This window comes from Mesorhizobium sp. P171375 (assembly GCF_057786075.1).
On record NZ_JBYNWF010000001.1, the window covers coordinates 4,619,236 to 4,641,622 of the forward strand.

The window sequence follows — 22,387 nt, forward strand, 5'->3', positions numbered from 1 at the left end:
GCTCAAGTATCCTTCAGCACATCGTAGATCTTGCGCATCTGTTCGCCTATCATGTCGCATTGTTCCGGTGTCGACTGGCTCATCGCCTTCTCGATCAGCGCCATATGCACCTTAAGCGCTTTCATAAGCAGCTCCGTGCCGGCCTCGGTAAGCGTCAGTCGCAGCACGCGCTTGTCCTTCTCGTCGCCTTCACGGACGAGCAGGCCGCGCGCCTCGAGTTGCGGCAACAGCATGGTGATGTTGGAGCGGCCGACCAGCAGTTTGCGGGCGAGATCGTGCTGCGACATGCCGGGGTGGCGATAGAGGTTCATCAGCACGTCGAGTTGCGCCGGCTTCAGGTCCAGCGGCGCCAGCTTCACCGCCAGCGCACGCTCCAGCACATGGCAGGCGCGCGCCACCGCGACCCAGTTGCGAAAGCGCGGGTTGTCCCAGGGCAGCTCTTGTTTAATGTTCATGTTTGAACTATTATGTTCATGCTTGAACGGAATGGATGGATCGCCACTATGGCATCATTTGGACTGAAGGTCATCCGGGGCGTGTTCGGCGCCGCCGAGCATGTGGCGCCGCGCCTGAGCGGCCGCGCCGCCTTTGAACTGTTCTGCCGCACGCCCAGCGTGAAGGCGCTGAGCGACGGCGAGCGGCGCGCCGTCGACCGTGCTGCCGGCTTCATGGCCGAGGCGCGCCACCACCGGCTGAAGACCAAGGCCGGCTGCGTCATGGTGCACGAATTCCGGCCGGAGCCGAGCAGGGCGTCCGCCGGCACAGTGCTGGTCATCCATGGTTGGCGCTCGCGCACCGAATATATGCGTGCGCTGATCGAAGGGTTTCGCAATGCCGACTACAGGGTCGCCTCGCTCGACCTGCCGGGCCACGGCCAGTCGCTGGGCCGTCGTCTCAACATGGTCAATGCGGTCGAGGCGGTCAGGGTGGCCGGCGACTGGTTCGGGCCGTTCAAGGCGATCGTCGGCCATTCCTTCGGCGGCGCCGTCGCCGCCAACGCCATTGCCGGTTCCATCAACGGCATCCAACCGGTGGCTGCCGAGCGGCTGGTGCTGGTCGCAGCACCCAGCTCCCTGCCGGCGATCTTCGCCGACTTCAGCCGCATGCTCAATGTCGGCCCGCGTTCGCAGGTATCCATGGCGAACCAGGTGAAGCGGCTGTCGGGCCGGCCGCTCAACGAATTCACCGGCGACCGTCAGCTGGCCGAAGCGCCGGTGCCGACACTGGTCATCCACGCGCCCGATGACCGCGAGGTTCCTGCTGACCATGCCAGGCGCTATGCCGGCGCCGGCAGCCATGTGCGGCTGCACTGGGCCGACGGGCTCGGCCACCGCCGCATTCTCGCCGACAAAGGCGTCGTCGAACGTGCAGTCGGCTTTGTGACCGGTCACCAGGACGCAGTATCGTTGCACTGACCTGACTGGTTATTTCTTCTTGCCGCCCGGTTCGACCGGCAGTCCCGCCGCCTTCCAGGCGGTGTAGCCGCCGAGGATGTGCTTGACCGGCGACAGCCCCATATCCTGCGCCGTCTTGGTGGCCAGCGCCGAGCGCCAGCCGCCGGCGCAGAAGAAGACGAAGCTCTTGCCCGAGGCGAAGAACGGCTTGTGGTATGGGCTTTCGGGATCGATCCAGAATTCCAGCATGCCGCGCGTGACATGCTTGGCGCCGGGAATCTGGCCGTCCCGCTCCACTTCGCGAGGATCGCGCAGATCGACAAAAATGGTGTCTTCGTCGTCGAGCAGCCCGGCCGCTTCCTCAGGCGACACCACCTCGATCTCGGCATTGGCCTCGTCGAGCAGCTCGCGATAGCCTTTTTTCATGGACAATCCCTCCCGGCGCGTTTCCGCCGCTCACCGGATTTCCAGCACAACGCCAGCGCTTTGTCACGCCGTTCCGGCAAGCCTCTGCCACGCCGCCATCGCTCCGGCCACGGTAGCCATCAGCGCGTCACACGAGGCGCCGTCGCGGGCCTGGATCGACATGCCATGCTGCACCGTCGCATAGAAGGTCGCCGCCGCATCGCTGTCGAAGCCTGGCGGCAATTCGCCTTCCGTCACACCGCGTTCCAGTCGTCTCAGCAAGAGGGTATGGTTTTCGGCGCGCCGGCGGCGCAGATCATCGCAGATCGCGCCGCTGCTTGAGTCCTTGTGCAACGCGCCAAGCGCGATCAGACAGCCCTGCGGTCGGTCGTTCTGCGAATAGGCCCTGGCTGTCTGGCGCAGGAAATTCTCGATCGCCTGGCATGCCGTCGGCGCTTCGCCCAGCGCGGTCCAGATCTCGGTGCCTTCGGTCCTTGTGTAGTAGTCGGTCGCTTCGAGAAACAGCGCCTCCTTGCTGCCGAAGGCGGCATAGAGGCTGGGTGAGCTGATCCCCATCGCCGCGGTCAACTCGGCGATCGAGGTGCCTTCATAGCCTTTGGCCCAAAACAGCTCCATCGCCTGCCGCAAGGCGGCGGTTCGATCGAAGGTGCGGGGACGGCCTCTTTCCGGCATGGCGCTCTTTTCTGTGTTGATCGATACATAATTCAGTTGACCTGGCCGGGCAAGGCTGCCAGGTATTTATGTATCGATCGTTACATAAAGGAGAATGACATGTCATCGAACGGATTGAACGGCAAGGCAGCGCTCGTCACCGGCGGCAGCCGTGGTATCGGTGCTGCGATTGCAAAGCGGCTTGCGGCCGATGGCGCCGATGTCGCCATCACCTACGTCAACAGCGAGGCGCCGGCCCAGGCGGTCGTTGCCGAGATCATTGCGGCAGGCGGCCGCGCCATCGCCATCCAGGCCGACAATCGTGATGCCGCCGCAATCGAAGGCTCGGTCACCGAGGCGGTGAATGCCTTCGGCCGGCTCGACATCCTAGTCAACAGCGCCGGCATCTGGCGTGCCGCACCCATCGAGCAAATGTCGTTGGCCGACTTCGATGAAACCATGGAGGTTAATCTCAGAGCCCCGTTCGTTGCCTCGAAAGCGGCTGCGGCCCATATGGGCGAGGGCGGCCGCATCATCTCGATCGGCAGCAATCTGGCGGAGCGCGTCACCGACACCAGCCTAAGCGCCTATTCGACCAGCAAGGCGGCTCTGGTTGGCCTGACCAAGGCGCTGGCGCGAGACCTCGGTTCGCGCGGCATCACCGCCAACGTCGTTCACCCCGGTTCGACCGACACCGACATGAACCCGGCCGAAGGCCCGCATGCCGAACACCAGCGGCAGAAGATGGCGACGCCCCGCTTCGGCAAGGCTGACGAGATCGCCGGCATGGTTGCCTGGCTGGCCGGTCCGGAAGGGCGATTCGTCACCGGCGCGGCGCTGACCATCGACGGCGGCGCCAACGCCTGAAGCAACAGCCCGCTTTGACCTGTTTGGGGCGGCGGCAGCGCCGCTCCAGCCGTCACGATGTTGTGAAACCGTTCTGCAACAGGCCCGTCGAAATTTATGGAAGCTTAACGAAATCAGTATGAATCAGTATAGTAGCGCCTTACATCCGCCATGCGGTTGGCAAGATCGTCTAGCGGCGCGGAACGGGAGCCGGCTTGCAGCCGGAGCGTGTGATTAATGAAATTCCTCGGATATAAAGCCACTGTGATGCCGCTTGCGGTTGCGGCAACGCTGGCCTTCGGTGTACCGCAGGCAGGCGCGCAGGGGCTGTTCGACATGCTGTTCGGCGGCGGCGTCAGGCACGATCCGCAGGGCGAGTTCCCACCACCGCCGAAGCGCAAGCCGAAGCCCGCAGTATCGGGCGGTGGTACCAAAATCAGCAGCCCGAGCTACTACTCCTACAAGGCCGACCGGCTGGTACGCGTCGACTTCACCACATTGGTGGCGGCACCGCCCCAGGTGGCCACAGCTCAGGACGCTGCCTTTGTGCCGTCAGCAACAAGCATCGCCTTCCGCGAAGCGGTTGCAGGCCTCAGCGACTACGAACTTTATGCCGAGCCGGACGTCGCCAAGGCGCTGATCGCTTACTACTCGGCCAATCCGGACTTCATCTGGGTAGCCGACGCAGGCCCCAATGCCCGCGCCAAGGATGCGGTACGGGTGCTGGGCGAGGCGGCGAGCTATGGCTTGACGCCTGCCGACTACACCGTCGAAGTTCCTGCTGCCAACGCATCGGCGGTCGATGCCGACGCGCATCTGAAGGAACTCGTGCGCTTCGAGATGGCGCTTTCGGCGCGCGTGCTGCGCTATGCCCATGACGCGCAGAGCGGCCGCGTCGATCCCAACCGCATCACCGGCTACTATGAATTTCCGCCGAAGCCGGTCGACATGGAAGGCGTGCTGAAGACGCTGGCGCACACCCAGGAAGTGCGCACCTATCTCGAGTCGCGGCATCCGCAGAACGCGGAATACCAGGCGTTGCGCGTCGAACTGGAATCGCTGCAGGCCAGCGCCGAAAACGAAATCGTCGTCGATCCCAAGCTGTTGCTGAAGCCCGGCGAGAACAGCGCCGAACTGCCGAAGCTGCTGACGCTGATCGCGCGCGATCTCGACGACGAAATGGGCGGCGCCTATGGCGAGATCCTGGCCCGGCTCGGCACCAGCGACATCTATGTTCCCGAACTGGTGCCGGTCATCAAGGCCGTGCAGGTGAAGGCCGGCATGAAGGGCGATGGCGTCATCGGCCCGCGCACCGTCGCCTCGCTCGCCGGCGCCTCCAAGACCGACCGGCTCCAGAAGGTGCAGGTAGCACTTGAAGAGCTGCGCTGGATGCCGTCCGATCTCGGCAGTCCGCGCGTCTTCATCAACCAGCCCGCCTTCACTGCCAGCTATATCGACAATGGCGAGGAGAAGCTGAAGACCCGTGTCGTCATCGGCCGGACCACCAACCAGACCGCCTTCTTCTTCAAGGAGATCAAGCAGGTCGATTTCCATCCCTATTGGGGCGTGCCACAGTCGATCATCGTCAATGAGATGCTGCCCAGGCTGCGCGGCGATCCGGGCTATCTCGACCGTGCCGGCTACGAGGTGACCGATTCGCGCGGCAGGCGGGTTCCCTCGTCCTCCGTCAATTGGGGCGCCTACGGTGCCAACATTCCCTACAGCGTGCGCCAGCAGCCGAGCGAAGCCAATGCGCTCGGCGAGTTGAAGATCCTCTTCCCCAACAAGCACGCCATCTACATGCACGACACACCGCAAAAATCGTTCTTCCAGCGCGACATGCGCGCGCTGAGCCACGGCTGTATTCGCCTGCAAGACCCGCGCGGCATGGCGGCGGCGGTGCTCGGCGTCTCGGTCGACGACATCGCCGAAAAGCTGAAGCACGGCCATGCTACCGAAGACGTGACGCGCAAGATTCCCGTCTACGTCGCGTACTTCACCGCCTGGCCGGATCTGTCCGGCAACGTCGAATATTTCAACGACGTCTACGACCGCGACACGCGGCTGATGCAGGCACTGGACGCGACCGAGGCGGTGCGTTCGCCGACGAGCTGATCCCACTATGGTTCCTCGTTCGTCCAAACGAGGAACCATTCCTATCTCTTTGGTTTCTTTAGGTTTTAGTAGATAGACGGTCGCGCGATTCGTGCGATCAGCGCTGGATGAGCGGACGCCGGAAGCCGGCGTCACGGCCGGCGATCAGCCAATAGACGAGACCCGCGACCAGGCCTGCGGCAGCGATGATGCCGATATCGGCCCAGCGTTGGGTGTCTTCTTCCGCACCCGGCCAGATCAGGAAGAAGCCGGCTGCGGCAGCGGCAGCGCCAAACAGCATGTGGACCAGGAAATTGCGCAGCGCGAAGAATTCGGCAACCAGCGCGAAGATCAGCGTCTGCAGACCGGTCAGGATGATCGTCAGGAAATAGACGAACATGCCGAGCGGCGGCCACAAAAGCACCACGACGGGTGTCACCCCCATGGCGCCGAAATAGTCTGGCGCGTTGGGCAACGCGGCGAGCGCGCTGTAGATCACCACCACCGCGATCAACCCGATCAGCACCGAAACGAAGAAGCCGGCTAACATCATCAGGATGCGCTTCAAAACGTGCTTTACCACCGCCATGCACCCCCGTGCCCTGCAATCGTTGCGCGCACTCAGCCATCAAAGGCCTATCGGCGCAAGAGTGCATCCAGCAGTGCTTTGCGGCAAATCCTCAGGCGCCGCCGCACATATGCTGCGAATCCGGCAGCGCCCACGTGCCCTTGAGGGTCAGGTCCACGCCGTAATAGACCCGGCCGCGGTCGTCGCCCTCCGGGCAGTCGCGCGGGATCGATATCAGGCACATCACGACCGGGTCGCCGACCTTCGAACTGGCGAGGCCAGGCTCACGCTCATAGGAGACGCCAGCACCATCATTGCTGAATCGCGCCAGACTGCCGGCTTCAGGACTGGCGGTTTCCAGCGGGTCGTCGCCGAGCCGCGTCGTCAGCGCCGTGATGTGGGTGAAGGCGCATTGCCGATCGACGAGGGCAGGGGCTGGTCGGGGCTGCCCGGATGGCGTGCAGCGATGTCGAGCGCCTCCTTGCCGATCAGCGCGATGTTGTAGTCCTGCACCCAGGATGGCGCATTGCCGTAGGTCTGCAGGGCGTTGTTCTGGGCGCTGACGATGCACGCGGCGTCCTGCCCGCAGGCATTCCTGTCGGCGATCAGCGCACGTGCGATCTCGCGCTTGTCGCCGCCAAAGGCCGGTTCGAAACCCGTAAAGGCCTTCGCGACCAGCGCGTCGATGGCGGAAAGCTGTGGATCGGCACAGATTGCCTTCTCCGCCGGCAGGCTGGCTTTGCGGCAATCGAAGGAAGGCCCCTCGGCACGTGCTGCGGTCCCGCAGATTATCGCGCAGGCCAAGGCAATGGCGGGCACGAGCCATTTGGAACCCCGGCTGGAAGAAAGCATGACCGCCCCCACTTTCACGCACCAGTTTGCCCATCACTCTAGGCAAAAAGTCCGCTGCAAGGAATTGCCGAAGTGGCAGCAGCGCTATTTTGGTTCGGCGGTCACCGGATCGAAGGTGATTTCGACTTTCGCCTTGTCGGCCGTGTAATAGGTGACGGTGTAGCCGTCCTTGTCCCAGTCGACTTCCTTGACATAGAGGAAGCCATCGCGCTGTTCGACCTTGGCGATGATTGCCGACAGTTTCTGGGCATTCTGCGGCGGCAATGGCCTGTCATCATCCGCGGCAAAGGCCGTTGAGCCGGCGAGAAGAAGTGCAGCGCCGGTCGCCAAAACAAGATATCGCATGATTGCCCTCATTTCATGTTGGCATGGATCGCACCGGAAACTCGCTCGCAGGCCAATTTGTTCCGCCCACGGCAAACGAGGTCAAAGGGGCGAATTCCCCCACGCATTTGCGGTAACCAGCGGCTAACCATGGCCGCTGCCGTGACCTGCGCCGGACAACCCGATGGTGGTAGAGCTTTCGCCTAGACCCTGCTAGACTTCTGGTCCTGGCAGGGTGGCATGGCGCGCCAGACCTGCCGGGATCTTCTTCTCTCAGCGCACGGCGAAGCGTTTCAGCAACGGGTCGTCGCCTGTGCTAGACCAGAACCAGAAGGGACCGGGGCTCCAACATGGCTGTACGGAACTACACCCGTCAGCTGGCGACAATCATTTCTATCGATGCCGTCGGGTTCTCGCGGCTGATGGGCATCGACGATGAGTCCGCTGTCGCGGCATTCGAGGAACGGCGCGACATCATCGCCGATAGTTGTGGCACGTTTGGCGGCCGCACGTTCGGCGACGCCGGCGACAGCATCATGGCCGAATTCGGCAACCCGATCGAGGCTTTGCGCGCGGCCTTCGATTTCCAGGGCCGCATCGTCGCGCTCAACGCTTCGGTCGCCGACGACATGCGCATGCCGTTTCGCGCCGGCATCAACACCGGCGACGTCATCGTGCGTGGCGGGCAACTGTACGGCGACGACGTCAACATCGCTGCTCGCATTCAGGAGTTCGCGCCGGGTGACGGTCTCGCCGTTTCGGAGACGACCTGGCACCACGTGAAGGACAAGACGGCGGCCGAATTCACCGATCTCGGCGAATTCATGCTGAAGAACATTGCCCTGCCGGTGCGCGTCCTGATCGCCGGGCGCAGTGGCAACGGATCCTCGCCGGCGGTATCGTTCGCAGCCATCCCTCAGGTCAACGCCCCGCAGAAACTGTCGTCCAAGGGCCCGCCGGCGATCGCTGTGCTGCCCTTTCAGGGCAATGGCGGCGAGCACGACATCGGCTATATGGCCGATGGCATTGCCGAGGACATCATCTACGGTCTTTCCAACACCAAGTGGCTCTCGGTCATCGCCAAGGGTTCCAGCTTCCAGTTTCGCGACGATACGCTGGGCACGCGGGTGATCGGCAACGCGCTCGGCGCGCGCTACATCGTCAGCGGCACGCTGATGCGCAATGGTGGCCAGATCCGCCTCAACACCTCACTGGCGGACGCGTCCAACGGGCGGCTGGTCTGGTCGCAGCGCTTCGATCGCGATCTGGTCGACATCTTCAACCTGCGCGACCAGATCGGCGCCGAGATCGTTTCGATCCTCGACAAGGAAGTCGACCGGGCGGAGCAAGCGCGCACTTTCCAGGTGCCCTGGGAAAGCCTGGAGACCTGGCAGTTGGTCCGGCGCGGACGCTGGCATATGAACCGGCGCACCCGCGGCGACACCGAAATGGCGCTGGAATTCTTCCAGAAGGCCTACCGCGAGGACCCCAATTCGAGCGCCGTGCTCAACGAACTGGCGTGGTGGTATTTCTGGCGGGCATGGCTGCGGTTCGGCGACAGCGACGATTTGAACAAAGTCGAGCAGTTTGCCCGCAAGGCCTTGCTGATGGACAGCCTGGATGCCCGTCCGCACGCCCATCTCGGCGCCGTCGACATTATGCGAGGCGAACCGCGATCGGCGGTCGACCATCTCGAGGAAGCGATCCACATCAATCCGAGCTTTGCCTTCGCACGCTCGGCCATGGGCAGCGCCCAGCTGCTGCTCGGCAATGCCGCGTCGGCGATTCCGTTCTTTCTCGACACCGAGCGACTGAGCCCGTTCGACCTCTACCGCTTCCACAATCTGGGGGAACTGACGGCAGCCTACAGTTTCGTCGAGAACTGGCCGGCGGCGATCGCCGCCGCCGACCGCTCGCTCAACCTGTCTCCGGGCTATTTCTATGCCAGGTTCCTGAAAATTGGGGCCTTGATGCGCAGCGGCCGGCCGGAACAGGCACGGCGCGAGATGGCCATTTTCGCCACCCGGCATCCCGATTTTTCCGAAGAGCGCGTGCGCTGGATACCCTTCACCGACAAGACCGCGAACGAGTTCCTCGTCGCCAATTTCCAACTGGCCAAATGAGCATGGCGTTCAATGCTGGCCGAACACGGATTAACTGTGAAAAAATTCACATACGTACAACCGATGCAAACCTAGGCGTTGAAGGGCCGGCATCGCAATAACGTGGACAGCCGGGGGGCTTGAACGCGCATGACCAAACTGAAGTATTTCGACGGCATTCGTGAGGCCCAGAAAAACCAGCGACCGCTATCGGAAATGCCGCCTTTCGATCTCGGCCGGATCCGCAAAACGGGCCTTTTGGCGCGCATCGCCGAATTTATCGTCGAAGATCATCCGCGCGTGTGGTTGGCGTTCTTGCGGCGCTTCCGCCCGACCGGCAAACTGTTCGGGGTTCTGCTCGTCACCAAGAACGCCGATGTCCGCGACATATTGGAGCGCGGCGACGAATTCCAGACCCCGTACGGGCCGGAAATGACCGAGTTCGCGCGAGGCTCCAATTTCATCCTCGGCATGCAGGACGGCGCCGACTACCGCCGCATGAAATCGTCGGTGCTGAGCGCCTTTCCGCCAGCCGAAGTCGAAGCCGTCGTCAGGCCGATCGCCGCGCGTCATTCGCAAGAGATAATGATGCGCGCCAGCCCCGGTTTCGATGCGATCTCCGGATTGCTGAAGCTCGTTCCGGTGCACATCTGCCGCGATTATTTCGGGATCGAGATCGACGACGAATCGGAATTCGCCGATTGGTCGATCGCGCTCAGCGCGCTGTTCTTTTCGGACCCGGGGGCGAGCCCCGTCATGCGCGAGCTCGCAGTGGTGGCGGGCGATCGTCTTCTCAAAGTCATCGACCGCTCCATCCAGTCGGTCAGGGACCGGGGCTTGAAGACCGAGCAGCCGCTGGCGAGGCTGGTTTCCCAGATGGACCAGGGCCGCTTGTCGCGGGACGACCTCAACTCGATCATGCTGGGCATGATCGCAGGCTTCGTCCCGACCAATGTTCTGGCCAGCGGCAATTGCCTCGACGTGATCCTGTCGCGGCCCGATGCACGGCAAGCCGTCGACGCCGCACTTGCCGAAAACGACACCGGCAAGCTCGACAAGGCCGTCCTTGAAGCCATGCGCTTCAAGCCGATCTGGATCGGCCCGTGGCGCTACACCGCACGCGACGCGATCATCGGCAAGGGCACGCGACGCGAGCGCCTCGTCAAGGCGGGCACCGTGGTGATGCCGGCTACGCTGTCGGCGATGTTCGATGCAGACGCCGTGCAGAACCCGGAGCAGTTCGATACATCGCGCCCGCATCGCGACTACATGGTCTTCGGCCACGGCATCCATCAGTGCATCGGCGCCGAGATCGCCAGGATCCAGATCGGCGAAAGCCTGCGCGCCTTGTTCCAGAAGCAGAACCTGCGCCGCATGTCGGGCAAGGCTGGGCGGATGACGCACATCGGCGCTTATCCCGAAACCCTCAAGGTCGATTTCGAACCGGCAGCACTCTGCCGCACGGTCACCCAGTCGATGGTGACGGTGGTCTGCCCGGTCACCGGGTCCGGATCGCTGGACGCTGTGCGCGACAAGGTTGCCAGCCTCGGCAATCCGGCCGGCGAAGAGATCCGCACCGCGCTCGACATTGTCGGCACCATCCATTTCACCAGCCTGGCGGTTGTCGGCACGGGCGAGATGGACGCTGATTCCGGCCAGGAAAAGGGAGCTCTGGTTCTCGAGATTTCCGGCGACGGCAGCATCGACGATGTCATCAATGCCGTGACGCACGCCATCGGGCACCGGCTGCGGCCAATCTTCAAGGACGTCTGCGACCTGCGCGATGGCGGTGCCTTGAACGATTTCCTGCGCAAGCACAATGTCGACATCTCGCCGTCCTTCGGCAGCAATGCCGGACTGGTGTTTTCGGGCACGCCCGGTCACTCGGTCCAGCGCATCATGGCCGAGGCAGAACTTTTCGAAGCCGTGCGCGGCATCGTGGAGCGGCCACGCAAAGGCACCGGCAACGCTCCCGCCGTGCTCGCTGAAGCGCGCCAGCATCTTCAGTCATTGGGGACGTTTGCCTGGGCGTTCGAGCCGGCCGAAAGCCTGCTGGAAAAGCCGACGGGCCATTGGGGCCGTGCCCTGATGACGACCTTGCTGGTACCGCCGGTCTTCGTCACAGTGGCGATCATCTGGGCTGCTTGCTGGTACATGACCTACAGTGTGGTGTTCGGCAGATCTATCGACATCAGTTCCCAGGAAATCTCCTTCACCGCCATAGCCGTAGCAATCACTTCACTTCTGTTGTCGGGACTTGGAGTGTTGGTGGCAGCGGCGCTGCTGGTGTTTTCGTGCTTGCTGGCGCTGCGACGGCGCGAGGACAGCGATCAGCCGGAAAGCACATCGATTGGCATATCTGAATTGAACGCGATAATCGTCAAGGAGGACCACGCAGCGCAGAACCATCTGACCGCGATTTCCACGATGAAGGCTGGCATTTTGCGGCGGCTCGCGCTCAGGTTTTCCTTCTACCTGATCTCGATAGCTGCCCAGAAGGTGTTCAAGCCAGGCTTCCTCAACACCATCAACACTATCCATTTTGCCCGCTGGATACTGCTGCCCGGCTCCAACCGATTGATGTTCTTCTCCAACTACGGGGGCAGCTGGGAAAGCTATCTTGAGGACTTCATCGCCAAGGCATCCGCTGGCCTGACCGGAGTGTGGAGCAACGCCGTAGGCTATCCACGTACACGATGGCTGTTCCTTGACGGCGCGCGCGACGGCGATCGCTTCAAGCGCTGGGCGCGGCGCCAGCAGGTGCCGACACTGTTCTGGTACTCCGCCTATCCCCAAATCAACACAACGCGCATCCGGATCAATTCCCGGATCAGGCGCGGCATTGCTTCCGCCGTCGGCAACGAGGCGCGCGACTGGCTGAGCTTGTTCGGTTCGCTACGGCGCCCGGCGAGCGAAACAACCACCGTTCAAAAGACCACCTCGCTGCTGGCCAATATCAGCTCTGCTTTTCCGGCACCTCTCGAGCAGCAGCTGGAAACCGGCGAGATCCAGTCCATCTTCTTCGGCCCGCTCGGCCCTCTCGGTTATTCGCATATGCTTGCGATCCGGGTGCCGGACAAGTTGCCGGCGCCCAAGCGCAGAGCCTGGCTCGATTTCGTTGTCGAGCAGACGAGTTTCGGCGAAGGCAGGCCCGCCGGGCGAGCCATGATAGTAGCCTTTGGTCCCGATGGCCTGCGGCAGCTTGGGCTCGACGAGAGTGTGGGGGACGATCCACTGGAGACATTTCCGATCGCCTTTCGCCATGGCATGGGCAATCCCGAGCGTGGGCGCATTCTGGACGACCGAGGCCGCGACGGCCCGGACGAATGGGAGTGGGGGTCGTTGGAGAACCCGGTGGACGTGGTCATCGTCTGCTATGCTGAAGAACCGGGAAGGTTGAAGACCGAGATTGCGAGCGTGAAACGAAAGACGACCGGTGCGGGCATGCAGGTCGTCGCCGAACTGCCGCTCGCCGTAAATCGGGGGCCGACCGACACGAATACGAAATCATCCGACCGGGCGGAACGTGGGCCAGCCTACGAGCATTTCGGTTTCGCGGACGGGATTTCGCAGCCGATTGTCCGCGGCACGACCCGCGCCAGCAGGGGCGCCGCGCCCATGCATCTGGTCGCGCCCGGCGAGTTCCTGTTCGGTTATCGTGACGAGCATGGGTTCTATCCAGCCTCGCCCTCGGTAAGCGCATCGCGCGATCGGACCGGAATCCTTTCGCAGGTGCGCCGTAGCCGGCTGATTCCGGGCCTGCCGCCACCGCCGCGCGATTTCGGCCGCAACGGCTCATTCCTGGTTATTCGCCAGTTCGAACAGCATGTCGACGTCTTCAACGACTACTGCAAAAAGGCTGCAGCCTTGGTGGCGAGCCAACTCGGCAACCAAGCCATCACTCAAGATTGGATTGCCGCCAAGATGCTCGGCCGCTGGCAGAACGGTAGCTCGCTGGTGCGCAACCCTGATCATCCGGGGCGCATCATCGACAACAACTTCGCCACTGGCGCGGAGGATCCGCAAGGCCATCGCTGCCCGCTTGGTGCCCACATACGCCGCTCCAACCCGCGCGATTCGCTGGGCGAGGACCGCGATACGCAGATCAATATCGGCAAGCGCCATCGTATCCTGCGGGTTGGCCGCACCTACCAGAAGCAGGACGGCAAGAATGGCAAGGTCGAAAAGGGATTGCTCTTCATGTGCCTTAACGCCGACATCGAGCGCCAGTACGAATTCATCCAGCAAACCTGGGTTTCGTCGGCCACGTTCCAAGGCCTCGTCGCTGAAAAAGACCCGACGATTGGGTCGCGCGACGGCGATGGCAGGTTCACCATTCCGTCATGGGAAAAAGTAACGACGCTCCGTGACATGCCGCAATTCGTCACCACCAAGGGGGGCGGGTATTTCTTCATGCCCAGCCGCTCGGCGTTGCGCTATCTGATTTCGCAGCTCTGATTCGACGTCAGTCGTTGTCCTGCGACTCGGCGATGTGGCGCAGCGCGCCGGTGTCGGTGATGCGCAGGCCGCCGCGCTTGATGGCGATGAACGACCGGCTGCGCCAGTCATTGAGGGTCTTGTTGACAGACTCGCGCGTGGCGCCCAGGAACTCTCCGAGTTCCGATTGCGAGATCGGTATCCAGCCGGCGCTATCGGCCATCACCTCGGCCAGGAAGACCAGGCGCTTGGCAAGCCTTGCCTCGATACCGAAAAAGGCCTGATCGCCGAGCTCGCCGCTGATCCAGCGCAGCCTGGCGCACAGAAGTTCGATCATCGCGCGTGCCAGTGGCGGATTTCTTTCAATGCGATCAAAGAGTTGTGTCCTGCTCAACGAGACCAGCTCGCACGCGGTAAGACAGATGGCGGTGGCGGTGCGGGGCCGTCCGTCGAGCGCGCCGATCTCGCCGACAAGACTGCGCGAAAGCTCGATATTGGCCACCAGCTTCTGGCCGCCGGGCGAATAGATCGAGATTTCCACCGTGCCGCTCATCACCCCATAGATGCGGTCGGCGGCATCTTCCTGGACGAACAGATGCTGGCCGGCGGCGTAGCGCTCGACCTTGCAACCGCTGAAAAGAATATCGAACAGCTTTGGATCGATGCGTGCCAGGCGCGGCAGATCGTTTCTGTCGTTCGCGCCGCCAAAAGCCATGTTGAACTTCCCAATTGCCGCAATCACCAAAGTTTACGGCAAGAGTGCATCGCATCAAAGCCCGGTGTTCATCTCTTTGCCATTACGCCTTCTAAAGGCGTTGAGCGGTTGTTGCGCCCAATGCTGGCTTGCGCCAGGCGGAAAGCCGTCTGCACGCCCGGCGGGAGGAGCCGGAGGCGTCCAGACGGCAACTGATGAAAAGAGTTAGGTGATGAAAATTCCTGGTGCCTGCTAATCCTTGCAGAACTGTCGAAACCGCGAAAAGGCGGCATGAGCCGCAATGCCTGTTTCCGCCGCTGCGATTGGTGGGCGCAAGCAGCGTGAGCGTCTGTGATCGAGATCACATACGGCGGGCCTAAAATAATGCGAGCGTCATGCATCGCGCGAGCGACTGCGGGCGAAGAGACATGCCAGCGTCACGCCTCAGTCATATTAGACGCGCGTTGATTTGTTTCCTTGCGTGCCAGCCAGAATTGCGCCAGTCTAAAATGGGGCAATACAGTTCTTTACTTTGGCAGAACCTTTGGGCGAGGGGCGACCATGCCGGTCAGCAGAGAGCAGCGTATCCGTCAATATCTCGATCTCGTCACCGGGGGCGAGGGGACTGAATCGGTCCTCGCCAACATGGAGACGATGGCCGGTGGCGCCTTGGAATCCCTTGCGCCCACGGACGGCGGCAGGACGGAAGCGGCGTTTGAATCTGCGCGCGCGGGTGCGGAGAATTTGGCGCGAGGGGCCGAAGTCGCGCCCGACCAGCTTGCCGATCTGGAAGCCATAATCATCCCGGAGCTGCGGCCGGTCTACGACATCAAGGATGGAACCTTCACGACGCTGACTTTCGACGGCGCTCCGACACCGGGCCATTCGCTGTGGACGAAGCTGACCAGCGAGGCCGCACTGAAGCAGCGCATCGAAGCCGCCCTGCCGGCGATCGGGCGCATCGAACTGTTGTGGAACACCAACATCCCCTATGGCGGCACCGGCTGTGTCGTCGGGCGCAACCTCTTGATGACCAACCGTCATGTTGCGCAGATCTTCGCCGCAGGCCTCGGTGACCGCAATCTGCAGTTCATCAACGGCCGTGCCGCCGGCATCGACTTCAAGCGCGATTCGGCCGCGGGAAATGTCTTCAAGATCCGCAATGTCCGGATGATCCATCCCTATTGGGACATGGCAATCCTCGAAGTCGATGGCCTGCCCGACAACGTCACGCCGCTGTCGCTCGCGGTCGCCGACGCGCGCGACATGCTGCGTCAGGAAGTTGTCGCCATCGGCTATCCGGCGTTCGACAACCGCAACGCGGTCGATGTCCAGAACGACCTCATGCGCAACCGCTTCCAGGTCAAGCGCCTGCAGCCGGGCATGCTGCAGGGCGGCCTCGGCACCGAGAGTTTCGGCAAGATCGTCAACGCGGCCACACATGATTGTTCGACGACTGGCGGCAACTCCGGTACCGCCATGATCAACCTCGCCACCGGCGAGGTCGTGGCGCTGCATTTCGCCGGCCGCTATCTCGAGCGCAACTACGCCGTGCCCACCGGCGCGCTGGCCAAGGACCAACGCGTCGTCGACCTCGGCCTCAACTTCGCCGGCGGCGCCAGCGGTGGCCCCAACGATTGGGGCGCCTGGTGGAACAAGGCCGACAGCGCCTCGCCGGCCGAGGGCGTAAACCTGGTCGAGGTCGGCGGCGTAAAGCGGATCCCGGGTGTCGTCACCCAGGCGCCGCCACCCACCGGCGGAGGCGTCGTCGTTTCGCCCGGCGGCAGTGTCACCTTCGAAGTGCCGTTGCGGATCACAATCTCGCTCGGCGCAACTCCTGGCCATGAAGCGGTTACGGAATCGGTAGAGCTCGAAGCGGCCAAACCGACGCCCCCCGGCGGCGCGTTCGTTCCCAAATCGGTCGCCGACTATGACGGCTACGAAGGCTACGACGAAAAATTCCTCTCCGGCGGCACCAAGCTCGCGCCGGTCGTGGTGCCGATGCCGGAGGCCACCGACCCGTCCGTTCTGGCGCCGCTCAAGGCCGGCGGCACGCGGCTCGACTACCAGAACTTCTCGCTCAATATGCACGCCAAGCGGCGGCTGGCCCTGTTCACCGCCTCCAACGTCACCGAGGAGAGCAATCTGCGCGAACCGGAAAAGGGCCGCAACTATTCGCGCGGCGGCCTGTTCAGCGAGCGCTGGTTCCCGGATCTGCGGCTCGACGACAAGTACCAGATCCCCGATGTCTTCTATGTCAAGGATCAGGGCGCCTTCGACAAGGGCCATATCGTCAGGCGTGATGATGTGGCCTGGGGCAGCACCTTCGAACTTCTGCTGAGGGGCAATGTCTGCTCCTTCCACGTCACCAACTGCTCGCCCCAGGTCGAAGGCTACAACCGCTCCGACAGCGGCGAGAAGAATTGGGGCGATCTCGAGAACCATGTCTTGTCCGAGGCGGCCAGCGAACGACTTTGCGTCTTCGCCGGCCCTGTCCTGGCCGAAGACGACCGGACCTTTGCCGGCAAGGGGCCCAGAGGCACCAGTCTTCGTGCGCTCGTGCCGCGCCGCTTTTGGAAGGTGGTCGTGGCCCGCGTCAGTGACGGGCTTGCCAGCTACGGCTTTGTGCTCGAACAGGACCTCACCGACACGGAGCTGGAGTTCACTGTCGCCGAAGAATTCATCGGCGCCATGTACCCGCTGACCGAAATCTCCGAAATGACCGGCGTCAGCTTCGACCAATCGCTGATCGACGCCGATCAGTACGACACGGTGCGCGGTGCCGAGATTGCCATGCGGGCCGGGTCGCGGAAGCGAAAGAAGAAGGGCTAGAGACGTCCAATGACCGAATGGACGCAATCCGAGCTGACCAGCCTCAACCGGATCCTCGCCAATCTCTACCCGATGATCGGCGACGGCGTGCGCGTTGCCAAAGGCGTTGGGCTGTCGACGGCCCAGATCGCCTTTGACAACAAGGCGATCAACAATTGGTTCGCCATTGTCCAGCGCGCAAAACAGGAGACCAAAGTCGACACTCTCATCGCCTTTGCGCTGGATGAGAATCCCGGCGACGAGGCATTGCTGCAGGCAAAGCAGCATGCCCCGCCGCCACCGGTCGAAGGGCCCGCTACCACCAAGTGGAGCGGCGCGCCGGGCCAACTCGAAAAGATCCTCGGTGACAAAAGCACGCTGGTGCCAATCAGTTATCTTGAACTCGGCGTTATCAGGGCGAAATCGGTGGTGCGCATCAAGCGTGCCGATGGCAGTTCCGGCACCGGCTTCATGACCGCCGGCGGGATCCTGATCACCAACAACCACGTGTTGCCCGACGATGCTTCCATGGTGGGCGCCGTGGTCCAGTTCAATTATCAGCGGACTGTCGCCGGGCTCGACGCGCCATTCGAGGAATTCAGCATCGACACCGCCGTGCCGCTTCGCACCTCCAAGGATAATGACTGGTCGGCCGTCCGCGTCAAGGGCGACGCCTCCAAATGGGGCGAGCTGGACATGAAGCCCATGACCGTCAAGGTCGGCGACCGTGTCAACATCATTCAGCACCCGGGCGGCGCGCAAAAACAGATTTCATTCGTGGCCAATGTCGTGGCCTTCGTCGGCGGCGGCCGCGTTCAATATCTCACCGACACGCTGCCGGGCTCGTCGGGCTCGCCAGTCTTCGACACCGACTGGAATCTGATTGCGCTGCATCACAGCGGCGGCTGGCTCACCGAGCCCAACGCGGCTACCAAGAGCACGTACTACCGCAACGAGGGCATCGCGATCGACACCATCATCCAGGACCTCGCGGCCAAGCCTGTTTAGATGGTGAGACCGATGGCGCAGCGCGATGCGCGGCGATTTGGGACTACGGCATGTAAATTCTTTCGGATGTGACGGTTTATAACGCCACCAAACACCACGGAGTTCAGAGATCAGCGCCTATTTCGACCTCAGGCTTCAACTGGCTGATCTCTACCCATTGCCTCCCGATTGGTTGCAGGTAACCAAGGACGCTGGGATCGTCGCTGGCGCCATCAATCTCCAGGGGGCTGCGCTTACAGTCTGGTTCAACATCCTTGACTATGCGTTGACCAACAAACTGTCGCAGGCGCTTATGACTGCCGTCGTGGCGCAAAATCCGCAGTGCGCGGCCCTGTTCAAGACCTATCTGGACGAACTCGCCGCAGGCCAGAAACCGACGGCCGAGTTGCCCGGCCTGACGACCGACGACCGGGTCAACACCGCGCTTGCAGGCTTCAACGCCGTCAACCAGCAGCCCAAGGACATTCAGGCGCAACTCGCCGCTGGCGATGGCCTCACCACCGTCACCAGCCAGATCGATGTCCTCAAGACCTACAAGAATCTGCATGACCACCTGCAGAGCTTCCAATATGGCATCGGCAGCTTCCAGACCCTGCTGATCGCCGCGCGCGACATGGGCGCCTCCCTCGAACAGGTCCGCGTCCTGCGCAACTTCCTCAAAATATTGAAGCTCTTTTGTGTCTCGATCGGAGAGTCGGTCACCGCTTTGCCGGCAGGGCCGGCGCTTCACGATATCGAGCAGGCATGGCTCGACGATTTGAAGGCGGCGGCGAGCAAGTTGCAGGGCGCAATCGATGACAAGTCCCCTGACGCCTACGACGCCCTGTTCGACGTACGCACCGTGCTGCGCGTCGTGCCTTCGCGGCTCAACCAGCAGATTTTCGTCACCGCGAAGAATTTGCCTTTCGGACTTCTGGCCACCGGTCTCGACACGATAGCCGGCAAACTTCCAGCAGGCGACCCGGATGTTCCTTTGATAAAGGCCGCGCATGACGCGATCATGGTGCTGTCGTCGACCATCTATGCGCGCGTCGTCGAGCATAAACTCTGGCAGGACGTCGACAACAAGCTGGCCAGCCTCACCGACATGATCGAGCCGATAGAAGGGGGCGCTGCGGCGGACAAGTCGCTGCCGTTCCAGTTTTCGCCGCTGTGGCGGAACCTGGAAGTGAAGGTCAAGGTTCTTGCCGATCTCGACCCGAACGGGCAGTGGCGAACGACGCTCGCCGACTACTCCACCGACGTCAACGACCAGCTGTCGCGCGAGACCGTCGACACCGCCTTCATCCTTGCCTTCGAAGCCTATCGGGACGAGGCCCAGCAACGCTTCGTTCAGGTCGATCTGGCGCTGAAAACGGAATGCGCCTCGATCGTCCGCGTCAGCACGCCTTTGCACAAGATCATTGAGGACCTTGGGTCATGAGCGAAGAAACAGTGGCAGGCACCGAAACCTCGGCCGAGTTTGTCTCGCTGAGCGACATCCGTATCGCGCATCTCGAGCTGATGCGCATCGCCAGCGCCAACGAAGCGGGCGATCCCTCAATGAAGCGCAGCGACAAGGCCGGCGCCGAAACGACGGAAGCCAGCATCGACAATACGGCTCCCGATGCCCGGACCATCCGCGACTTCCTGGCCAGGGCGCGGCGTGCGGGCAGCACCATTGCGCGCGAATCCGACCGCCGCGCGGCGCAGCGCATCCTCGACTATTGGTCGGCAGAATTGGTCACGCGCCCCGGCATCACCTCCGCCGATGTCAGTCCGGCGCGTCTCGCTGCCTTCGCAGGCGGCCTCGAAACGGCCGAACCGGTCGCCGTCGCAGTCGACTCCGAACCCGCATCGCGTGAAATCACCGATCTCGGAGCGGTCGCCATTGCCGTTCCTGAATCGGTGGGCGTCGCGACCAAGGACAGTGCCCAATCCGGCGACGGCTTCGCGTCCGACGACGAACTGAGTTCGGACGAGCTGACCGAGCGCTTTCGCATCCGCGTGGCCGCCCAGGCGCGGCAATGGAAGAACACCGGCTACGCCGGCTATCTCCTGCGTGGCGAAGCGCTGAAGGAGGCGTCGGAGCTGCCGCAGGGGCCCGACATTGCCGAGTTCGTCGAGGCAAGCGCCAAGGCCGAGACGGACAGCCAGGAGCGGCGCGATCGCATCCAGAACCGGCTGATCGCTCTGTTCGCCACCCTGACAATATTCCTCTCGGTAATGACCCCTGTCGCTTTTTACCAAAGGGAAGAAGCCTTCCTTGCGCGCGAGCAGGCCTTGCAGAAGGCGAACGAGATCAGGAGGCTCAACGATGATCTTAGCGCTGCCCTTAAAGAGGCAACAAGCGCACGCGACCAAGCCGTGCAAGCGCGCGACGCTGCCCTGGACAAAGCGAAAGACGCCGACAAAAGGCTCGCCGAGCTGCAAGCCACGCAGGTTATCTTGCGGTCCGCGATCGTGCTTGTGGTCGAACAACTCAAACTGGGCAATGTGTCCCTGGACAAGTTGTCGCAAGATTTGCAACAAGGGGTGCTGGTCGAACTGGCCGGCCAGGTCAAAAGCGGCGAGATCACTCTCGAGCAGTTGCCGCCGCCGCTACGGACAGCGCTTGAACCGCTGCTCGGCACAGATATCGACAAGCAGCCCAACGTTCTTTCGGGATACAAGGTCGATTTCATCGGGGCCACGATCGGCTTGCCCAGGATAACCGGCGAGCTGAGAAGCGACGCCGTGGCGCCGCCGCTGGACTACATCAACTACTCGCTGGTTATGGGCCGAAGTCACCGCATGGCCATCTATTCGGCGGTCAACCTGGATCGGCCGCAAAGGTTGCCCCTGCAAGTCACCGCCAGCAGACTGAAACCCGACAGCCGATTGCCGGTCGACTACCAGCCTCGTCCCAGCTGGTACTTTCGCGCGGACCGGCCCTGGCTAGCGGCGCGATTCGCAAGTGCCAGCGACATCGCCTGGGGTCCCGAGTTCGCCGGTGATTCGGCAACCGCGGCGCTCAAGCTAGCGCAGTATGCCTCTTTCCTGCCAAACACGATGCCGCAGCCGCGTGCTTTCTACGGCGGCCAGTGGCTGCCGCTCGAAAGCTGGGTGCGCTCGCAGCATAACCCACTGGCCAATCGTGTGACCATTTTCAGCGGTCCCGTTTTCCGACCCGCCGACCAGCCGGTCGACGGTGTGCCGGTCCCTTATGCCTATTGGAAACTCGCCGTCTCTTCCGTGCCGGCTGCCGTAAAGGGAGAAATCACAGAGCCGGAATTCGTCGTCGACGCGTTCTTCATTCCGGCCGACGCTACGGGCGCGTTCGATCCCGAGAGATACCGGCTCCCGGTTGCCGAGCTTGAAAAACGCACCAGCCTCAATTTCGGCACGCTCATCGAATGGACGGATTCGGTGAAGAATCCCGGCCCGAACGGAACTGCAGCAGACGCGTTGGCGGGGCGTGTCAAACTGCTCGACAGCGCCGACGGCGCCAGCGATGCGCTGCGCGGTGGACTGATTGCCGTCCTCGGCAATCCGGACCTGCCGGTGCCCGAACGGCGCAAGATCGTGGCGGCTCTCGTCGAGATGGCCGGCCTCCAAAGCATGACCGGACTGACGCCTGCCGGGCGCAGAAACGTGCTTGAAACCTTGCTCAGTGTTCCGCCGGACCTGTGGAACCGCCCGGACTGGCTGCCTGTGTTCGCCGCCGCGCGCCGCGCCGTCGCGGATCTCGATACATCCGCAGCCGACGGCCAGGCGATCATCGGCGACCAGGACCGTAACGCGCTCAACACATTGAAGGACCGGCTGCACATCCAGCGGCGCCCGCAGACGGTTTACGTCCAGTTCGCCGGCATGACGCGCGAAGACGCCCAGGCGCTCTCCGCCAAGATGCGCGCCTTGGGCTGGGGCATTCCGACGCCCGGAGAAGAGCGAGTGGCGGCTGCCGCCGGCAAGAACGAGGTTCGCTACAATCCCGACACCGAAGCCGACCGCCGTGCCGCCGAACTGCTGGCTGCCGACCTCACCGCCGCCGGCCAGACGGTAACCGCGCGTGCGGTGCCCGTCATCCGCGCCAACACGCTGGAAATCTGGATCAGCATATAGCGGCACCGAAAGCCGGCAGCCGAAAAAAAGCGGTTCGTCAAAAAGCCGATGCACCGCTTCAAAACAGCGGCGATACTACGGGCTGTTTTCACTCTGG

17 protein-coding genes are annotated in these 22,387 nt (G+C 62.7%); 9 read left to right on the top strand and 8 right to left on the bottom strand.

The features are described from left to right. Window positions 1-2: 2 nt before the first annotated feature. On the bottom strand, window positions 3-455 hold the full coding sequence (locus ACYHH6_RS22340; RefSeq protein ID WP_112561703.1) for a MarR family winged helix-turn-helix transcriptional regulator: 453 nt from the start codon (window positions 453-455) through the stop codon (window positions 3-5). A 48-nt stretch (window positions 456-503) separates the two neighbouring features. On the opposite strand from ACYHH6_RS22340, the gene ACYHH6_RS22345 reads away from it, so the two are divergent. Continuing rightward, the gene (locus ACYHH6_RS22345; RefSeq protein WP_352586119.1) at window positions 504-1,415 is read left to right on the top strand and encodes an alpha/beta hydrolase; all 912 of its coding nucleotides are present in this window, start codon (window positions 504-506) and stop codon (window positions 1,413-1,415) included. A gap of 9 nt (window positions 1,416-1,424) precedes the next feature. Here the strand turns inward: ACYHH6_RS22345 and ACYHH6_RS22350 are convergent, their stop codons facing one another. After that, window positions 1,425-1,820: a rhodanese-like domain-containing protein gene (locus ACYHH6_RS22350; protein WP_192254046.1), complete on the bottom strand. Its 396-nt coding sequence runs from the start codon at window positions 1,818-1,820 to the stop codon at window positions 1,425-1,427. 63 nt (window positions 1,821-1,883) lie between these two features. Next, the gene (locus tag ACYHH6_RS22355) at window positions 1,884-2,492 is read right to left on the bottom strand and encodes a TetR/AcrR family transcriptional regulator (RefSeq protein ID WP_352586118.1); all 609 of its coding nucleotides are present in this window, start codon (window positions 2,490-2,492) and stop codon (window positions 1,884-1,886) included. A gap of 99 nt (window positions 2,493-2,591) precedes the next feature. On the opposite strand from ACYHH6_RS22355, the gene ACYHH6_RS22360 reads away from it, so the two are divergent. Both ACYHH6_RS22360 and ACYHH6_RS22365 read left to right on the top strand, forming a co-directional pair. Beyond that, window positions 2,592-3,338, top strand: a complete 747-nt coding sequence (locus tag ACYHH6_RS22360) for a 3-oxoacyl-ACP reductase family protein (RefSeq protein WP_352586117.1) — start codon at window positions 2,592-2,594, stop codon at window positions 3,336-3,338. Between the two features lie 216 nt (window positions 3,339-3,554). Beyond that, window positions 3,555-5,432: a L,D-transpeptidase family protein gene (locus ACYHH6_RS22365; RefSeq protein ID WP_352586116.1), complete on the top strand. Its 1,878-nt coding sequence runs from the start codon at window positions 3,555-3,557 to the stop codon at window positions 5,430-5,432. 97 nt (window positions 5,433-5,529) lie between these two features. Here ACYHH6_RS22365 and ACYHH6_RS22370 read toward each other — a convergent pair whose 3' ends face one another. From ACYHH6_RS22370 to ACYHH6_RS22385, 4 genes are all read right to left on the bottom strand, one after another. Further along, window positions 5,530-6,000 (bottom strand): hypothetical protein, encoded by a 471-nt coding sequence (locus ACYHH6_RS22370; protein ID WP_352586115.1) that lies wholly within the window; start codon window positions 5,998-6,000, stop codon window positions 5,530-5,532. 91 nt (window positions 6,001-6,091) lie between these two features. Next, window positions 6,092-6,226: a hypothetical protein gene (locus ACYHH6_RS22375; protein WP_352586114.1), complete on the bottom strand. Its 135-nt coding sequence runs from the start codon at window positions 6,224-6,226 to the stop codon at window positions 6,092-6,094. Between the two features lie 137 nt (window positions 6,227-6,363). Continuing rightward, entirely contained in the window at window positions 6,364-6,843 is a 480-nt protein-coding gene (locus ACYHH6_RS22380) for a lysozyme inhibitor LprI family protein (protein WP_352586113.1), read from the bottom strand. Between the two features lie 72 nt (window positions 6,844-6,915). Continuing rightward, complete coding sequence (locus ACYHH6_RS22385; protein ID WP_352586112.1) at window positions 6,916-7,176, bottom strand: PepSY domain-containing protein; 261 nt, start codon at window positions 7,174-7,176, stop codon at window positions 6,916-6,918. Between the two features lie 329 nt (window positions 7,177-7,505). On the opposite strand from ACYHH6_RS22385, the gene ACYHH6_RS22390 reads away from it, so the two are divergent. Further along, complete coding sequence (locus tag ACYHH6_RS22390) at window positions 7,506-9,278, top strand: adenylate/guanylate cyclase domain-containing protein (protein ID WP_352586111.1); 1,773 nt, start codon at window positions 7,506-7,508, stop codon at window positions 9,276-9,278. Window positions 9,279-9,407: 129 nt separating this feature from the next. Next, window positions 9,408-13,715 carry a cytochrome P450 gene (locus ACYHH6_RS22395; protein ID WP_352586110.1) on the top strand — a complete coding sequence of 1,436 codons (4,308 nt, stop codon included), beginning with the start codon at window positions 9,408-9,410 and terminating at the stop codon, window positions 13,713-13,715. A gap of 7 nt (window positions 13,716-13,722) precedes the next feature. Here the strand turns inward: ACYHH6_RS22395 and ACYHH6_RS22400 are convergent, their stop codons facing one another. Then, a complete protein-coding gene (locus ACYHH6_RS22400) occupies window positions 13,723-14,409 on the bottom strand; it encodes a Crp/Fnr family transcriptional regulator (RefSeq protein WP_352586109.1) in 687 nt (228 codons plus the stop codon). 540 nt (window positions 14,410-14,949) lie between these two features. On the opposite strand from ACYHH6_RS22400, the gene ACYHH6_RS22405 reads away from it, so the two are divergent. The 4 genes from ACYHH6_RS22405 to ACYHH6_RS22420 all read left to right on the top strand — a co-directional run bounded on the left by ACYHH6_RS22405 (window position 14,950) and on the right by ACYHH6_RS22420 (window position 22,290). After that, window positions 14,950-17,220 carry a DNA/RNA non-specific endonuclease gene (locus ACYHH6_RS22405; protein WP_352586108.1) on the top strand — a complete coding sequence of 757 codons (2,271 nt, stop codon included), beginning with the start codon at window positions 14,950-14,952 and terminating at the stop codon, window positions 17,218-17,220. Window positions 17,221-17,229: 9 nt separating this feature from the next. Continuing rightward, window positions 17,230-18,207 (top strand): trypsin-like peptidase domain-containing protein, encoded by a 978-nt coding sequence (locus ACYHH6_RS22410; RefSeq protein ID WP_352586107.1) that lies wholly within the window; start codon window positions 17,230-17,232, stop codon window positions 18,205-18,207. 292 nt (window positions 18,208-18,499) lie between these two features. Further along, on the top strand, window positions 18,500-19,630 hold the full coding sequence (locus tag ACYHH6_RS22415) for a hypothetical protein (RefSeq protein WP_352586106.1): 1,131 nt from the start codon (window positions 18,500-18,502) through the stop codon (window positions 19,628-19,630). Continuing rightward, window positions 19,627-22,290 (top strand): DNA/RNA non-specific endonuclease, encoded by a 2,664-nt coding sequence (locus tag ACYHH6_RS22420; protein ID WP_352586105.1) that lies wholly within the window; start codon window positions 19,627-19,629, stop codon window positions 22,288-22,290. Before ACYHH6_RS22415 ends, ACYHH6_RS22420 begins: the two co-directional genes overlap by 4 nt. Window positions 22,291-22,387 lie beyond the last annotated feature (97 nt).

Coding starts and splice junctions, on each gene's coding strand:
- ACYHH6_RS22390 (WP_352586111.1), top strand. CDS start 7,506: ATGGCTGTACGGAACTACACCCGTCAGCTGGCGACAATCATTTCTATC.
- ACYHH6_RS22415 (WP_352586106.1), top strand. CDS start 18,500: ATGACTGCCGTCGTGGCGCAAAATCCGCAGTGCGCGGCCCTGTTCAAG.
- ACYHH6_RS22385 (WP_352586112.1), bottom strand. CDS start 7,176: ATGCGATATCTTGTTTTGGCGACCGGCGCTGCACTTCTTCTCGCCGGC.
- ACYHH6_RS22365 (WP_352586116.1), top strand. CDS start 3,555: ATGAAATTCCTCGGATATAAAGCCACTGTGATGCCGCTTGCGGTTGCG.
- ACYHH6_RS22345 (WP_352586119.1), top strand. CDS start 504: ATGGCATCATTTGGACTGAAGGTCATCCGGGGCGTGTTCGGCGCCGCC.
- ACYHH6_RS22340 (WP_112561703.1), bottom strand. CDS start 455: ATGAACATTAAACAAGAGCTGCCCTGGGACAACCCGCGCTTTCGCAAC.
- ACYHH6_RS22370 (WP_352586115.1), bottom strand. CDS start 6,000: ATGGCGGTGGTAAAGCACGTTTTGAAGCGCATCCTGATGATGTTAGCC.
- ACYHH6_RS22405 (WP_352586108.1), top strand. CDS start 14,950: ATGCCGGTCAGCAGAGAGCAGCGTATCCGTCAATATCTCGATCTCGTC.
- ACYHH6_RS22410 (WP_352586107.1), top strand. CDS start 17,230: ATGACCGAATGGACGCAATCCGAGCTGACCAGCCTCAACCGGATCCTC.
- ACYHH6_RS22360 (WP_352586117.1), top strand. CDS start 2,592: ATGTCATCGAACGGATTGAACGGCAAGGCAGCGCTCGTCACCGGCGGC.
- ACYHH6_RS22420 (WP_352586105.1), top strand. CDS start 19,627: ATGAGCGAAGAAACAGTGGCAGGCACCGAAACCTCGGCCGAGTTTGTC.
- ACYHH6_RS22355 (WP_352586118.1), bottom strand. CDS start 2,492: ATGCCGGAAAGAGGCCGTCCCCGCACCTTCGATCGAACCGCCGCCTTG.
- ACYHH6_RS22400 (WP_352586109.1), bottom strand. CDS start 14,409: ATGGCTTTTGGCGGCGCGAACGACAGAAACGATCTGCCGCGCCTGGCA.
- ACYHH6_RS22350 (WP_192254046.1), bottom strand. CDS start 1,820: ATGAAAAAAGGCTATCGCGAGCTGCTCGACGAGGCCAATGCCGAGATC.
- ACYHH6_RS22395 (WP_352586110.1), top strand. CDS start 9,408: ATGACCAAACTGAAGTATTTCGACGGCATTCGTGAGGCCCAGAAAAAC.